Raw genomic sequence first — 14,109 nt, forward strand, 5'->3', positions numbered from 1 at the left:
CGCCCCTCCTGTCCACCGGCCGGGAGCGATCGCGGGCCGGGTCGTTAGGGTCGGGGGCATGACGACATCACTGGCCGGCAGTGCCTTCGACTCGCTCCGCTCCGACGCGGTTTCGGACCAGGAGGCGTTGCGTCGGGCGTACGGGCTCCCCAGCGACGCGGCCCTACGCAAGCAGATGACCGAACTCACCGATCAGGCACGGCGGTTGATCGGCTGCTCGTCATTGGTTCTGATCTCCAGCGCGGATGGGGAGGGAAACTGCGACGTCTCCCCGCGCGGCGGTCCCACCGGGTTCGTCAGCGTCCTGGACTCCCGGACGGTGGCGATTCCGGACGCGACCGGCAACAAACGCCTGGACACCCTGCAGAACGTCATCGCCACCGGACGGGCCGGGCTGCTGTTCCTCGTCCCGGGGCGGACGACGACACTCAGGGTGAACGGCCGGGCCTGCGTCTCCACCCGCCCGGAGCTCCTGTCCCAACTCACCGCCGTGGGAAAGCCGCCGGTCAGCGCGCTGGTGGTGGGCGTCGACGAGGTCTACCCGCACTGCCCCAAGTCGCTGATGCGCAGCGGGGCCTGGAAGCCGGAGCAGTGGCTGCCCGCGGACGCCCAGCCGACCTCGGCCGAGGTGACGCTGGCCCAACTGCGGATGCCGCAGCTGACGATCGCCGACATCGAGCAGACCGAGGCGGAGTCGCTGAAGTACCGGTACGAGTAGGAGGCCCGGCCGATGGCATCGGTGCCGGGGCCCTCGCCCGCCGGCATCCGAAGAGCCGAGGGCCCCGGCGTGCTTCCTTGGTTTCAAGGGGCCCTCGGCGCGCACCGGCCCCGGCGGGCGACGGCGACGCCTTCAGCCGGACTCTCCCGCGCCGCCCTCGTGGCGCGCTCCGGCCTCGCGGGACTCGCCCCCGCGGAACACCGCGAGGATCTCCTCGGCGGCCAGCGTCGCCGTCAACGTGCCCTCCCGGACCCGCTGTTCCAGCTCCGGCGCGAGCTTCCGCACCGCCGGGTGGCTGTGCAGACCGTCCAGCAACGCGTCGCGGACCATCGTCCACGTCCAGTCCACCTGCTGGTCGCGACGCTTGGCCGCCAGTCGGCCGGTCGACTCCAGGAGCGTCCGGTGCTGCTCCAGCCGCTCCCACAAGGCGTCGAGACCGCTCGACTCACGGGCGCTGCACGTGAGCACCGGAGGTGTCCAGGCCGCGTCCGCCGGATGCATCAGCCTCAGCGCGCCCGCCAGTTCGCGCGCGGCCGAGCGGGCGTCACGTTCGTGCGGCCCGTCGGCCTTGTTGACCGCGATGGCGTCCGCCAGCTCCAGGACGCCCTTCTTGATGCCCTGCAACTGGTCGCCGGTACGGGCCAGCGTCAGCAGCAGGAAGGTGTCGACCATGTTGGCCACCGCCGTCTCCGACTGTCCGACGCCCACCGTCTCCACCAGCACCACGTCGTAACCCGCCGCCTCCATCACCACGATGGACTCCCGGGTCGCCTTGGCCACCCCGCCCAGCGTGCCCGCCGTGGGGGAGGGGCGGACGAAGGCGGCCGGGTCCACCGCGAGGCGTTCCATCCGGGTCTTGTCGCCCAGGATGGAGCCGCCCGTCCGGCTGGAGGACGGGTCGACCGCCAGGACCGCCACCCGGTGCCCGAGCCCCGTGAGCATCGTGCCGAGCGCGTCGATGAACGTGGACTTGCCCACGCCCGGCACCCCGCTGATCCCGATCCGCCGGGCCGCCCCCGCGTGCGGCAGCAGTCGGCTCAGCAACTGCTGGGCCAGCACCCGGTGTTCGGCGCGCGTCGACTCGACGAGCGTGATCGCGCGCGCCACGAACGCCCGCTTCCCGTCGAGGACTCCCCGCGCATAAGCGTCGATGTCGATCTTCGCAGCCATCCGGTCAGCGGCTCACAGCTCGTGGCCGAGCGCGGTGCCGAGCCGCGTCACCAGGTCGTGGGCCGCGTCCGGGATCACCGTCCCCGGCGGGAAGACGGAGGCGGCGCCCGCCTCGTGCAGAGCCTCGATGTCCTGCGGCGGAATCACCCCGCCCACCACGATCATGATGTCCTCACGCCCCTCGGCGGCCAGCTCCTCGCGCAGCGCGGGCACGAGCGTGAGGTGCCCGGCCGCCAGCGAGGAGACGCCCACGATGTGCACGTCGGCCTCGACGGCCTGCCGCGCCACCTCGCCGGGCGTCTGGAACAGCGGGCCGACGTCCACGTCGAAGCCCAGGTCGGCGAAGGCCGTGGCGATCACCTTCTGGCCCCGGTCGTGCCCGTCCTGCCCCATCTTGGCGACGAGGATGCGCGGACGGCGGCCCTCGGCCTCCTCGAAGGCCTCGACCAGTGCGCGGGTGCGGTCCACCGAAGGGGACTCTCCTGCCTCTTTGCGGTACACACCGGAGATCGTACGGATCTGCCCGGCGTGCCGCCCGTACACCTTCTCCAACGCGTCCGAGATCTCCCCGACCGTGGCCATCGCCCGCGCCGCGTCGACCGCCAGCGCCAGCAGATTGCCCTCCAGGTCCGGGCCCGGGTCACGCTCGGCGGCGGCCGTCAGCGCACGCAGCGCTTCCTGGCACGCCACCTCGTCGCGCTCCGCGCGCAGCCGGCGCAGCTTCTCGATCTGCTGGGTGCGCACCGAGGAGTTGTCGACCTTGAGGACGTCGATCTTCTCGTCGGTCTCCACCCGGTACTTGTTCACCCCGATCACCGGCTGCCGCCCGGAGTCGATCCGCGCCTGCGTGCGCGCGGCGGCCTCCTCCACCCGGAGCTTGGGGATGCCCGCGTCGATGGCCTTCGCCATGCCGCCGGCCGCCTCGACCTCCTCGATGTGCTGCCAGGCCCGGTCCGCCAGGTCCCGCGTCAGCTTCTCCACGTACGCGCTGCCGCCCCACGGGTCGATGACCCGGCAGGTGCCGGACTCCTGCTGGAGCAGGAGCTGCGTGTTACGGGCGATGCGGGCGGAGAAGTCGGTGGGCAGCGCCAACGCCTCGTCCAGCGCGTTGGTGTGCAGCGACTGGGTGTGCCCCTGCGTCGCGGCCATCGCCTCCACGCAGGTGCGCGTCACATTGTTGAACACGTCCTGCGCGGTCAGCGACCAGCCGGACGTCTGCGAATGGGTGCGCAGGGAAAGGGACTTGGGGTTCTTCGGGTCGAACTGCCGCACCAGGCGAGCCCACAGGAGCCGGGCCGCCCGCAGCTTCGCGACCTCCATGAAGAAGTTCATGCCGATCGCCCAGAAGAACGAGAGCCGCGGCGCGAACGCGTCGACATCCAGCCCGGCCTCACGTCCGGCCCGCAGATACTCCACCCCGTCGGCCAGCGTGTACGCCAGCTCCAGATCGGCTGTCGCCCCGGCCTCCTGGATGTGATAGCCGGAGATCGAGATGGAGTTGTAGCGCGGCATCTTCCGTGACGTGAACGCGAAGATGTCGGAGATGATCCGCATCGAGGGCGACGGCGGATAGATGTAGGTGTTGCGGACCATGAACTCCTTCAGAATGTCGTTCTGAATGGTCCCGGCCAGCTTCTCGGGCGGCACGCCCTGTTCCTCGGCGGCCACGATGTACAGCGCCAGCACGGGGAGCACCGCGCCGTTCATCGTCATCGACACCGACATCCGGTCCAGCGGAATGCCGTCGAACAACTGGCGCATGTCGTAGATCGAGTCGATCGCCACCCCGGCCATGCCGACGTCGCCGGTGACCCGAGGGTGGTCGCTGTCGTAGCCCCGGTGGGTGGGCAGGTCGAAGGCGACCGACAGACCCTTCTGGCCGGCCGCGAGGTTGCGCCGGTAGAAGGCGTTGGACTCCTCGGCCGTGGAGAACCCGGCGTACTGACGGATCGTCCAGGGCTGGTTGACGTACATCGTCGGGTAGGGCCCGCGCAGATACGGGGCGATCCCCGGATACGAGTGCAGCGCGTCCAGGCCCTCCAGGTCCTCACCGGTGTAGAGCGGCTTGACCGTGATGCCCTCGGGCGTCTCCCACAGCGGAGCCTCGGAACCGTCGGCGGCCTTCGTCACGGCCGCCCGCCACTCCTCGGCGGAGCCGGAGGGCGGCGCGGCCGCCGTGAGCGGCACGTCGGAGAAGTCGGGAACGGAGGATTTCCGATCCGTGGGCGATGTCGGCATCACGCCACTCCCATGCGGTCGAGTACGGAGGTGAGAACGGCGACCGCGTCGCAGCCGGCGAAGACATAGGCATCGACATCGGCATACTCGCCGGGGCGTCCCGCGAGGAACACCCGTACAGCTCCCGCTGACTTCAGCGCACCGGCCACCTGCTCCGCCTGCTCGGCGTACAGCGCGTCCGACGAACACAGAACGGCGACCGTCGCCCCGGAGGCGGTCAGCGCGCCCGCTGCGGCGTCCGCGTCCACCGACACCGGATCGTGGACCGCCTCGATCCCGCCCGCCCCGAAGAGGTTGACGGCGAAGGAGACCCGCGCGGTGTGCGCGGCGGCCGGACCGAGCGCGGCGACGAACACCTTCGGGCGGCTCCCGGTCGCCGCGAGGTGCGCGTCGGAGCGGGCGCGCAGCGCCTCGAACGCCTCGTCGCGCCGGACCCGGGGCAACCCGCCCGGAGTACCCGCGTACGCGTCGGGCGCGGGCTCGCGCTCCACCGGGCGCTCGCCCGGCTGCGGGAACTCGCTCACCCCGGTGATCGGCTCCTTGCGACGGGCCAGCTTCGCACTGCGCGCCGCCCAGGTGGCGGCGAGCCGCTCCGCGACCATCCCGGAGCGCAGGGCGGCGGGCAGACCGCCCGCCCGCTCGGTCTCCTGGAAGAACGCCCAGGCGGCCGAGGCGAGTTCGTCGGTCAGCCGCTCCACGTACCAGGAGCCGCCCGCCGGGTCGATGACCCGTGCCAGGTGCGACTCCTCCATGAGGATCGTCGAGGTGTTACGGGCGATCCGCCGCGCGAACGCGTCGGGCAGGCCCAGTGCGTGATCGAACGGCAGCACGGTCACGGAGTCCGCGCCGCCCACCCCCGCGCCCAGCGTGGCCAGCGTGGTGCGCAGCATGTTCACCCACGGATCGCGGCGCGTCATCATCACCGGCGAGCTGACGGCGTGCTGCCGCTGGGATCCGGCGCCAGGGGCTTCGGAGGCCTCGGCGACCCGCGCCCACAGCCGGCGTGCCGCGCGCAGCTTGGCGATGGTCAGGAACTGGTCGGCGGTGGCCGCGTAGCGGAACTCCAGCTGCCCGCAGGCCGCTTCCACGCTCATCCCGGCACCGGTCAGGGCCCGCAGGTACGCGACGCCGGCGGCCAGGGAGAGCCCCAGCTCCTCGCCGGCCGAACCGCCGGCCTCGTGGTAGGGGAGCGCGTCCACGGCGATGGCCCGGATTCGCGGGTACTCCGCGTCGCACACCCGCGCCCAGCGCACGGCGGCGGTGAGGTCCGCCTCGACGCCCGTCCGGGCCTCGTGGCCGAGCGGGTCGGCCCCCAGTGTGCCGCGCGCCTCGCTCTTCGCGACGCCGCGTTCCTCGTACAGCCGCAGCAGCTCCGTCGCCGCGGCGTCCAGGTCTGCCGGGGCGTCGAGGGCGATGGGCGCGAGGTCGAGGTAGACGCCTTCCAGTGCCCGGGCGAGCCCGTCGACGGGGACGCCCACCGGGCCGCCCACGGTGAGCCAGAGGGAGGTGACGCCGTTCTCCAGATCGCCGAGCAGGGCCTCGTTGAGCCGGACGGGGTCGGTCAGGCTATGACGTTGGCGCACGCCCCAGCCGCCTGCCGCGTTCCCCTCGGCCCTGCCGCCCCGGGTGAAGGGGGCGAAGCCGGGAAAGCCGGTGTCCGGCGACTCGTCTCGCGCGGTGTAGAGGGGGCGGGTGGTGAGCCCGTCCTCCAGTGTGGTGGACAGCGCTTCCTCGGCGGCCGAGCCCGAGACTTCCTTGCCAGACTTGCGCAGTACGCCCTCTACGAGGGTCTGCCACTGGTCATGGGAAGGGTCGGGGAACGCGGCGGCCGGAGAGAGCCCGTCAGCAGGCTGGACCGTCATGCTCAGATGCTAGGCCAGTGCGCCGAACGAGGAGCAGGGGCACAGGCTGTGACCTTGCCCTCGCGGAGATGTACTTGATCCTTTACATACGGTCGCGTAACCGGGCGGGCGAGCGGGCGGCGGCAACACGACGGTCCGTGACATCGGGATGAATCGGGACGGAGATGCATATTATGTGCGAAGTTTCCTCATTTTTTATGCCATCCCTGGAATGCCGTATCCACCCCGGCGCCCCTGTGGCCGCCGGGACACGGAGAGGACGCGACCGTGGCCGTCGGACCTGTGGAGTACCTCGTCATCGCCTTCCCCGGCAGTCGTTTCACCGGGTCGGTCGCCCCCGCGCTCGCCGACGCCGTGTCGTCCGGAGCCGTACGGGCGGGCGACCTGGCCTTCGTGCGCAGGGTCGAGGGCGGCGCGCCGGCCCCGGTGGAGCTGCGGGAGCTGGACCCCGAGGGAGTGGTTCCCGCCGATACGGCGGAGGGCGGGGCGGCGGCGGTCCTGGGCCCGGAGGACGTCGAAAGGCTCGACCGGGGGGTGCCCGTGGGCGATGTGGTGGCGATCGTCGTCCGGGAGGACCTGTGGACCACGTCGCTCGCCCGCGCGGCCCGCGCGGCCGGGGGCACGTTCGTCGCGCACGAGCGCCTCGGGGGCGGTGACTCCGGTGACCAGGAGGTCGCGGGGGACGACATCATCACCCGGCTGGAGCGGCTCGCCGAACTGTGGAGGCGGGACGTCCTCACCGACGCCGAGTTCGTGGAGCAGAAGACGAAGCTCCTGTCGGACTGATGTCCGGCCGACGCCCCGGGGCGCCGCCCGGAGTTCGCCGGTGGTGCTTTCCTTGCTGCATGCGACGTTGATCCTGATATGTGGAATTCCTGGAATTCATCGGGGAAAGAGGCAGTTCATCGTGCAGACCGCCCGGACCGTTCCGGCCGCCACCGTTGTCAATCTGCGCGACCTGGGCGGTATCGCCCTGGGCCGTGACCGCCGGGTGCGGCAGGGCGTCCTGTTCCGCTCGGGTCAGCTGAGCGAGCTCGACCCGGCGAGCGACCGGGCGGTGTCCGCGCTCGGCATCCGCACCGTCGTGGACCTGCGTACCGCCGACGAACGCCAGTGGGCCCCGGACCGGCTGCCGGACCGGGCCAGGCTCTTCGTCGCCGATGTGCTGGGCGACCACCCGGGTGTGGCGCCCGCCCGGCTGCGGTCCCTGCTCGCCGACCCGGTGGAGGCGGAACGGACGCTGGGGGGCGGCAGGGCAGAGGAACTGTTCGCCGAGACCTACCGGAAGATGGTCCTCTCGCCGGGTGCCGCGGCCGCCTACCGGGCCTTTCTGGAGACGGCCGCCGACCCCGGTGCGCGACCGGTGCTCTTCCACTGCACGGCGGGCAAGGACCGTACCGGCTGGGCGGCAGCCGTCCTGCTGATGCTCCTGGGGGCGGCCCGCGCGACGGTGCGGTCGGACTTCCTCGCGGTCAACCCCGCCGTACGTGCTGCCTACGCCCCGTACGTGGCGAAGTTCCTGGACGGTGGCGGTGACCCCGCCGTCGCCGCGGCGATCATCGAGGTCCGCCCCCGCTACCTGGATGTGGCGCTCGACGCCATGGACGAACGTTGGGGCGGCCTCGACGGTTACGTGCGCAACGGGCTGCGCGTACCCGACGCCGCACTGGAGCGGCTGCGCGACGGCCTGGTGATCCGGGGCTGAACCGGCCGCGGCGTGCCGCCTGTGGACGGGCGGGGGGACGCGGAAAGGTGGCCGGTCCGGCCGGACCGGCCACCTTTCCGCGTGCTGGAGCGGCCCCGGCTAAAGGCGTACGAGGCGTTCCGTCAGGTCGCGGTAGTGCTGAAGCGCGATCCGCAGATCCTCCGTCTCCGCCCCGGTCACAGGGCCGCTCCCGTCCTTCCCCGCGCGCAGGCGCCGCCCGCGCTCCTCCAGAGCGGCCCCGAGGCTCGCGACGACCTCGTCGAAGGCGGCGTCGGCCTCCCGCACCGCCCGGTGCGGGTCCTCCACGAAGCCGGTCACCGCCTGCTGGATCCGGGCGGCGAACGCTTCCCGCTCCTCGGGGGCGAACAACGGCCTGCCGGGGTGGAGGCCGCCCTCGGCACGCCCCAGGGCGGCTTCCGGTCCTGCTTGGGGGACCGAGTGACCCGGGGTTTCGGCGACCGTGGGCCCGGGGGCGGTACGGGGGTCCGCCCCGATACGGCCGGCCGGCTCCTCGCCTGTGACCGTCTTCGGAGCCGTCACGGGCCTGCCCATGTCGATGGGGCCCGCGCCCTCGGGCAGACCCGTCTCTCCGTTCGGTGTCCGCGTCATGACGCACCGCGTCCCTTCACCAGATGCCTGCTGCCGTGCTCACGCCCCGACAGACCGTCCGCGAGCAGGCCGTCGAAGAGCCCGCGGGCCTTGATCAGGGCCTCACGCATCTCCTCGGTGCTCACGTCCCCGCGACGAGCGGCGTGCACCCGGCGGTAGCCGTCGACGTGCGCGGCGTGGTGGACGGAGAGCGCGTCCGTACGGTCCTCGAAGTCCTCGCCGGCCGGGAAGCCGCGCTCACGCGACAGATCGGCCAGCAGCGCGTCGGCTTCGGTGAGCGACCGCTCCGGCGATTCCACGAACAGCTCCTGGGCGCTCGCCCAGCGGGCGGCGTACCGTGCGCGCGCCTCCTTGGTCAGCGGGCGCTCGTCAAGGTGCCCGTGCCGCCTCACCCGGTCGCCGAGTTCCCGCTCGGCCGCCGCGGTGTCCCCGCCGTGCCGCGCGACCACACGGTCGTACTCCGGCCCGAAGCGGCCACGCAGCCCCCTGCCGCCGACCGGTCGTCCACGGAGAAGGAAGAACGCGGCGATGGCCGCCACGGCGACCACGGCGATGATGATGATCGTTGTCGTCATGGCTACCGCCCCCGACGTTCATCGGCCGGTACGTAGCTCTGCTGTCGCACAGTGGTCAACCCCTTTCGGTCCGAGCCCGGCGGCGACCGCCGGGCGAGGTGCAGGGGTTCGTGTACCCCCGGATCCCCGTTCGAGGCAGCGGCCCTTCGCCGGGAGGGCTCCGCGCACCGCTCTGTGTAGGGTGAAAGCGTCGGATCGGCGGAGGGGCACGCGATGACGGAGCGCAAACCACCGGGAGTCAGTTTCGAGTCCTGGGTCGACCGGCAGATTCACGAGGCGGAGCAACGCGGCGACTTCTCCGCGCTCCCGGGCTTCGGGAAGCCGATCGCCGGCCTGGAACGCCCGTACGACGAGGCCTGGTGGATCAAGCAGAAGATGCAGCGGGAGGGCGTGTCGATGCTGCCGCCCGCGCTGGCCCTGCGCAAAGAGGCGGAGGACGTACCCCGCGCGGTGGCCGCGGCCCGCACCGAGGCCGAGGTGCGGCGCATCCTGACCGAGGTGAACGAGAAGATCGAGCGGGCGATCCGCATGCCTCCCGAGGGCCCGCCGCTGCGGCTGGTCCCCTTCGACGTGGACGGGACCGTCCGCCGCTGGCGCGAGGAACGCGACCCGGACTGAAGCCGCCGCCACGGTGCCGCATACTCGCCGTATGGAATCGGGCAGGGCAGGGCGGCGGGGCGGGCGCGCACCGCGGCGGGCCGATGTGACGGTCCGCCGGGCCTCGGCGGGCGACGCCGGCCGGCTGACCCGGCTCGTCCGCACCTCGGGCGCCTACGAGGGCCCGTACGCCCCGATGGTCGAGGGCTACCGGGTCGGGCCGGACTACATCGAGGCGCACCGGGTCTTCGTCGCCGCGGACGGCGGTACGGGCCGGATCCTCGGCTTCTACGCGCTTCTCCTCGACCCGCCGGAACTTGACCTGATGTTCGTCGCCGACTCCGCCCAGGGGCTCGGCGTCGGGCGACAGCTCGCCGCCCATCTGCGCGAGGAGGCCCGGAGCGCCGGACTCACGGGCCTCCGGATCGTCTCCCACCCGCCCGCCGAGGGCTTCTACCGGAGCATCGGCGCCGAGCCCGTCGGCACGGTGCGGGCCGACCCGCCGGCGGTCATGTGGGACCGCCCCGAACTCCTGCTCCGCATCGGCTGAGGCGCACCCCGCCGGGAACGGCCGAAGCCCGGCCGCAGTGCGCGGGCCGGGCTCCGGGACGGGGTGCTTCAGAAGCCGATCAGCCGCCGTACGGGCGGGTGATCAACTCCATGCCATGACCGCTCGGATCGGGGAAGTACACGCCCCGTCCGCCGTCGTTGTGGTTGATCTCGCCGGGGATCTTCTGATGGGGATCGGCGAAGAAATCGATCCCCAGAGCCTGGATCTTCGCGAACGCGCTGTCGAACTCCGCCTCCGAAATGAGGAAGGCGTAGTGCTGCGGGGTGATCGAAGCGGCGGGAACCGTCGCGAAATCCAGCGTGACGCTGTTCGCGAGAACGACCGGAACGAACGGACCCCACTCCTCTCCGGCCGTCAGGCCCAGCAGATCCGCCAGGAATTCGGCGGACTCGCGCTTGTCCCGGCAATGGACGATGGTGTGGTTCAACTCGACTGACACGGTGGAATGCCTCCAACGGGCATCTCACGGGCTACCTCCACGCCTCACCCGGCCGGTGACCGACGCGCGATGCCCTGCCGTGATCATAGGCGGGCAGCGCACACCGGTCCACGGGGTTGCGTCCGTGCCCGCGGGGAACCTGTGAGATCCGGCCATCGGCACGCCGCCGCCCCCCGACGGGGCCCTCAGGGAGAAAAGGGAGGCCACGTGACATCCAGCAGAGGCCGTCAGGAGACCCAGGAGGAGCGGGCGGACCGGCAGTGGTCCGAACTGCTCCAGGAGCTGCGTGTCGCCCAGACCGGGGTACAGATCCTCTTCGGTTTCCTGCTCGCGGTGGTCTTCCAGTCGCGGTTCGCCGACCTGGGCGACACCGATCGGAACATCTACGTCGTCACGGTGATGCTCGGCTCGGCCACCGCGGCGGCGCTCATCGGCCCCGTGTCGTACCACCGGCTCCTCACCGGCCGCCGGATGAAGCCCGAGACGGTCATCTGGGCCTCCCGGATGACCGTGCTCGGCCTGGTGCTGCTGTTCTGCACGATGTGCTCGGTGCTCCTGCTGATCCTGCGCGTCGCCCTGCACAACCAGCTGGCCCTGTGGCTCGTGGGCGCGATGGCCCTCTGGTTCGTCGCCTGCTGGTTCGTCTTCCCGGTATGGGCCCTGGCCCGGGGGCGCTCCGGCCGACGGGATCCGGAGGACGAGGACGAGGAGAAGGGCGGGGACGGGGACGAGCCGTCCGGCCGGGGGAGCGGCGCCACCTGAGGCGGGTCAGGCCGGGCTGCGCACATCGGTCACCGCGAACAGCGCGCCGTCCGGATCCCGCAGGGTGACCTCGGTGCCCCCGAAGCCGGTGCGCTCCTCGACGAGGGCGCCGCCGTGCCGCCCGGCCGCGGAGACCGTCGCCGCGAGGTCCGCCACCGGGAACTGGACCTGCCAGTGCGGGCGCACCACCGGGTCGACGTCCGCCTCCACGGCCCCCGAGCTGATCCGGGCCAGCGGATGCCCCTCGCACCGCACGATGACCTCGTCGCCCTCGTAGGCGACATCGCAGCACCCGGGCCGCCCGCTCGCCCAGTCGAGCACCTCGCCGTAGAAGATCGCCGCGTCGAAGGCGTCACGGGTCCGCAGCCGCAGCCATGCGTGCGCGTGGTCGGCCGGGGCCGGCGGCGAGGCGGAGTCCTCGGTGCGCTCCCAGAGGCCGAAGGACGCTCCGTCCCGGTCCGACGCCAGCACCCCGCGCCCCTTGCCGAGCGTCAGCGGTCCCACCGCCACGGTCCCGCTGCGCTCGCGGACCCGCGCGGCGGCCACGTCCGCGTCCTCCACCGCGAAGTACGGCGTCCAGGCCACCGCGACCTGATACGCCGAGGAGACGGCGAAGACGCCGGCCACCGGCACCTCGCCGCGGTAGGCCACGGAGTAGTCCGCCCCGAGTCGCCCGGTCCGGAACGACCACCCCAGGACCTGCGCGTAGAACCGCTCGGCGGTCTCCAGGTTCCGGGTCATGAGAGTGACCCAGCACGGTGCGGCCGGCCCCGTGAGCGGTGCTGCCGAGGCCGTACGGGGATCGCTTCCGGTCATGGTCCACTGCCTTCGTCGGGGAGCGGCGTCCTGCCCCGCCGCTGCGGTCCAGCAACCAGCCTCGACCGGCCCGCCCGGTCCCGCAACGCGGGCCCGGGTCACCGTCCGGCGCGCGGCGGGGCATTCGTGATGTCGAGGAAGACCTGGTCGGCCTGCGGCCACCGGCCGGCCATCGTCTCCCTGATGCGCATCGAGACCTCCTCCACCCGCTCGCTGTCGATGCCGGGGGCGAGGTCGATACGGGCGGCGACCAGGACCGAGTCCATGCCCAGCCGCATCGTGAGGAGCTCCGCCACGTTGTCGATCTCGCCCTGGCGCATCAGGAAGCCCACCAGCTCGTCCCGCAACCCCGGGTCGACGGCCTCGCCGATCAACTGGTCGCGGGCGTCCCGCCCGAGCCGGCAGGCCACGTGGACCAGCAGCAGCCCGATGCCCAGCGAGGCCGCCGCCTCCCAGACCACACTCCCGGTGGTCAGGTGCAGCACCATGCCCGCCATCGCCAGGGCCACGCCGAGAACCGCCGTGCTGTCCTCGGCGATGACGGTGCGCAGAGCCGGGTCCCGTACGCCGCGCTTCTCGCCGCGCGCCTGGTGCAGGGCCCGCCCCAGGGACGTGGCCTCGGCGACGAGGGCGACGCCGAGGACGACGAGACCCGCCGTGTATCCCTCGGGGGACTCGTGGCCGTCCCGGCGGAGCGCGGAAAGCCCCTGGTAGAACGAGAAACAACCGCCCATCACGAAGATGCCGACCGCGGCAAGCAGCGCCCAGAAGAAGCGCTCCTTGCCGTATCCGAACGGATGACGGGCATCGGCGGGGCGGCGGCTGCGCCGGAGCGCGGCGAGGAGGAAGACCTCGTTGAGGCTGTCGGCGACCGAGTGGGCGGCCTCCGACAACAGGGCCGGGGAGCCGGCCGCCAGACCCGCCCGCGGTCTTGGCCGCGGCGATCACCAGGTTGGCCGCGAGTGCCACCAGGACCGTGACGCGCGTACGCCGGTCGGCCGCCGAGCCGGCCATCACCACCTCCTGTGCGCAGGGGGCCGGCCCGATGCCCCCGCGGGACGGGCCGTCAGCCGCGCGGCTGCTCCTCGTCGGGCGGCAGCGGACCGTTGCCGTGATCCTTCAGCTCGTACGGGGACAGGGCGTGGCCGTCCGCGGGGAACCGGTCGGAGGAGTGCGGGTCGTGCTGCTCGATGTGGGTGCGCTGATCCGGCTTCTCCGGCTGCTCATGGGGCTGGGGCGGCGGCGGCTCGGCGTCGTGCTTGCGCTTGGTGAGGATGAAGCCGCCGATCAGCAGGGCGACCACGGCCAGCCCCACGATGGGCAGGACGACCCCGAGGGCCCCGGTGCTCGCCGCGAGCGGGACCTCGGCCGACGCCTCGACCGCATTGACTGCATTCAGAACATCCATGTAGTGCGCATACCCCGGGAGAAGGGCATCAGTCAGCTATTCACAGCAATTCATGTTTTATGGGTATCTCAGGGGAAACGCGTTTCAAGACTGTGGGCCAGGACCGCCCTCCTGCCCGCTCTCCGGGAGCTCAAGCCCTCTCCCGGACGCTTCCCGTGTCGCCGTCGGCCGGATGCGGGGTCAGCCTGGAGTGGTCCCGACGGCCGGCACCTCAGCGGAAGGAATCACGGTGAACAGCACCCCCGAGCAGAGCGGCGAGGATCACCCGGCGGACCGGGAGGTGGTGGTCTCGCTCAGCCGCTGCGACACACAGGACGCGCGAACCGTGTTCGACGTACTCGCCACCGCCTTCGCGTCCGACCACCCGATGGGCGAGACCCCCACGTCGGCCTCGGGCCCCCGCCCGACCGTCTGGGTCACCACCGTGGACGTGTCCGAACCGAGGGCGGCCGCCACCCCCGCCCGCCTCACCGAACCGGTCACGGTGGAAGCCCAGGGCGGCTACTGGGCCGTCGACCGGCTGCGTACCCACCTCACCGGCGCCTTCGCCGTGAGCGTCGTCGGCACGGCCGCCGGCGACCAGGAGCAGGAGGTCAGGCTGCGGCTGGAGAGCCGCTGACGGCCGGTACGAGAACACGA

15 protein-coding genes and 1 pseudogene are annotated in these 14,109 nt (G+C 72.2%); 7 read left to right on the forward strand and 9 right to left on the reverse strand.

The window, feature by feature from the left end:
* Positions 1-58: 58 nt before the first annotated feature.
* On the forward strand, positions 59-718 hold the full coding sequence (locus AB0F29_RS10775; protein WP_361869875.1) for an MSMEG_1061 family FMN-dependent PPOX-type flavoprotein: 660 nt from the start codon (positions 59-61) through the stop codon (positions 716-718).
* A 132-nt stretch (positions 719-850) separates the two neighbouring features.
* Here AB0F29_RS10775 and meaB read toward each other — a convergent pair whose 3' ends face one another.
* The 3 genes from meaB to AB0F29_RS10790 are packed head-to-tail and all read right to left on the reverse strand — an operon-like array spanning position 851 to position 5,988.
* Positions 851-1,888: a methylmalonyl Co-A mutase-associated GTPase MeaB gene (gene meaB, locus AB0F29_RS10780; protein ID WP_361869877.1), complete on the reverse strand. Its 1,038-nt coding sequence runs from the start codon at positions 1,886-1,888 to the stop codon at positions 851-853.
* 12 nt (positions 1,889-1,900) lie between these two features.
* Positions 1,901-4,126, reverse strand: coding sequence for a methylmalonyl-CoA mutase (gene scpA / locus AB0F29_RS10785; RefSeq protein WP_361869880.1), 2,226 nt, complete (start codon positions 4,124-4,126; stop codon positions 1,901-1,903).
* The gene (locus tag AB0F29_RS10790) at positions 4,126-5,988 is read right to left on the reverse strand and encodes a methylmalonyl-CoA mutase family protein (RefSeq protein ID WP_361869882.1); all 1,863 of its coding nucleotides are present in this window, start codon (positions 5,986-5,988) and stop codon (positions 4,126-4,128) included. Before AB0F29_RS10790 ends, scpA begins: the two co-directional genes overlap by 1 nt.
* Before the next feature lie 267 nt (positions 5,989-6,255).
* On the opposite strand from AB0F29_RS10790, the gene AB0F29_RS10795 reads away from it, so the two are divergent.
* Both AB0F29_RS10795 and AB0F29_RS10800 read left to right on the forward strand, forming a co-directional pair.
* Complete coding sequence (locus tag AB0F29_RS10795) at positions 6,256-6,774, forward strand: DUF6325 family protein (protein WP_361869885.1); 519 nt, start codon at positions 6,256-6,258, stop codon at positions 6,772-6,774.
* A 121-nt stretch (positions 6,775-6,895) separates the two neighbouring features.
* Positions 6,896-7,693 carry a tyrosine-protein phosphatase gene (locus AB0F29_RS10800; protein WP_361869887.1) on the forward strand — a complete coding sequence of 266 codons (798 nt, stop codon included), beginning with the start codon at positions 6,896-6,898 and terminating at the stop codon, positions 7,691-7,693.
* 99 nt (positions 7,694-7,792) lie between these two features.
* On the opposite strand, the gene AB0F29_RS10805 is transcribed toward AB0F29_RS10800, so the two are convergent.
* Together AB0F29_RS10805 and AB0F29_RS10810 are read right to left on the reverse strand one after the other, a co-directional pair.
* Entirely contained in the window at positions 7,793-8,302 is a 510-nt protein-coding gene (locus AB0F29_RS10805; RefSeq protein ID WP_361869889.1) for a hypothetical protein, read from the reverse strand.
* Positions 8,299-8,877 carry a hypothetical protein gene (locus AB0F29_RS10810; protein ID WP_361869892.1) on the reverse strand — a complete coding sequence of 193 codons (579 nt, stop codon included), beginning with the start codon at positions 8,875-8,877 and terminating at the stop codon, positions 8,299-8,301. The genes AB0F29_RS10805 and AB0F29_RS10810 overlap by 4 nt, the downstream gene beginning before the upstream one ends.
* Positions 8,878-9,090: 213 nt before the next feature.
* Here AB0F29_RS10810 and AB0F29_RS10815 point away from each other — a divergent pair, with 213 nt between their 5' ends.
* Positions 9,091-9,495 carry a DUF1992 domain-containing protein gene (locus tag AB0F29_RS10815; RefSeq protein WP_361869893.1) on the forward strand — a complete coding sequence of 135 codons (405 nt, stop codon included), beginning with the start codon at positions 9,091-9,093 and terminating at the stop codon, positions 9,493-9,495.
* Positions 9,496-9,526: 31 nt separating this feature from the next.
* The gene (locus AB0F29_RS10820; RefSeq protein WP_361869896.1) at positions 9,527-10,024 is read left to right on the forward strand and encodes a GNAT family N-acetyltransferase; all 498 of its coding nucleotides are present in this window, start codon (positions 9,527-9,529) and stop codon (positions 10,022-10,024) included.
* Positions 10,025-10,103: 79 nt separating this feature from the next.
* Here AB0F29_RS10820 and AB0F29_RS10825 read toward each other — a convergent pair whose 3' ends face one another.
* Positions 10,104-10,484: a VOC family protein gene (locus tag AB0F29_RS10825; protein WP_361869899.1), complete on the reverse strand. Its 381-nt coding sequence runs from the start codon at positions 10,482-10,484 to the stop codon at positions 10,104-10,106.
* 207 nt (positions 10,485-10,691) lie between these two features.
* Between AB0F29_RS10825 and AB0F29_RS10830 the strand changes: the two genes are divergently transcribed.
* A complete protein-coding gene (locus AB0F29_RS10830) occupies positions 10,692-11,246 on the forward strand; it encodes a DUF6328 family protein (protein WP_361869901.1) in 555 nt (184 codons plus the stop codon).
* Positions 11,247-11,252: 6 nt separating this feature from the next.
* On the opposite strand, the gene AB0F29_RS10835 is transcribed toward AB0F29_RS10830, so the two are convergent.
* From AB0F29_RS10835 to AB0F29_RS10845, 3 genes and pseudogenes are all read right to left on the reverse strand, one after another.
* Complete coding sequence (locus tag AB0F29_RS10835) at positions 11,253-12,062, reverse strand: VOC family protein (protein WP_361869902.1); 810 nt, start codon at positions 12,060-12,062, stop codon at positions 11,253-11,255.
* Positions 12,063-12,160: 98 nt separating this feature from the next.
* Positions 12,161-13,076: pseudogene (locus AB0F29_RS10840) on the reverse strand (cation diffusion facilitator family transporter).
* 52 nt (positions 13,077-13,128) lie between these two features.
* Positions 13,129-13,470 (reverse strand): DUF6479 family protein, encoded by a 342-nt coding sequence (locus tag AB0F29_RS10845; RefSeq protein WP_361869904.1) that lies wholly within the window; start codon positions 13,468-13,470, stop codon positions 13,129-13,131.
* A gap of 229 nt (positions 13,471-13,699) precedes the next feature.
* Between AB0F29_RS10845 and AB0F29_RS10850 the strand changes: the two genes are divergently transcribed.
* Positions 13,700-14,089 carry a hypothetical protein gene (locus AB0F29_RS10850; RefSeq protein WP_361869905.1) on the forward strand — a complete coding sequence of 130 codons (390 nt, stop codon included), beginning with the start codon at positions 13,700-13,702 and terminating at the stop codon, positions 14,087-14,089.
* Positions 14,090-14,109: the final 20 nt, after the last annotated feature.

Source organism: Streptomyces sp. NPDC026589 (assembly GCF_040638385.1).
Classification (GTDB): domain Bacteria; phylum Actinomycetota; class Actinomycetes; order Streptomycetales; family Streptomycetaceae; genus Streptomyces.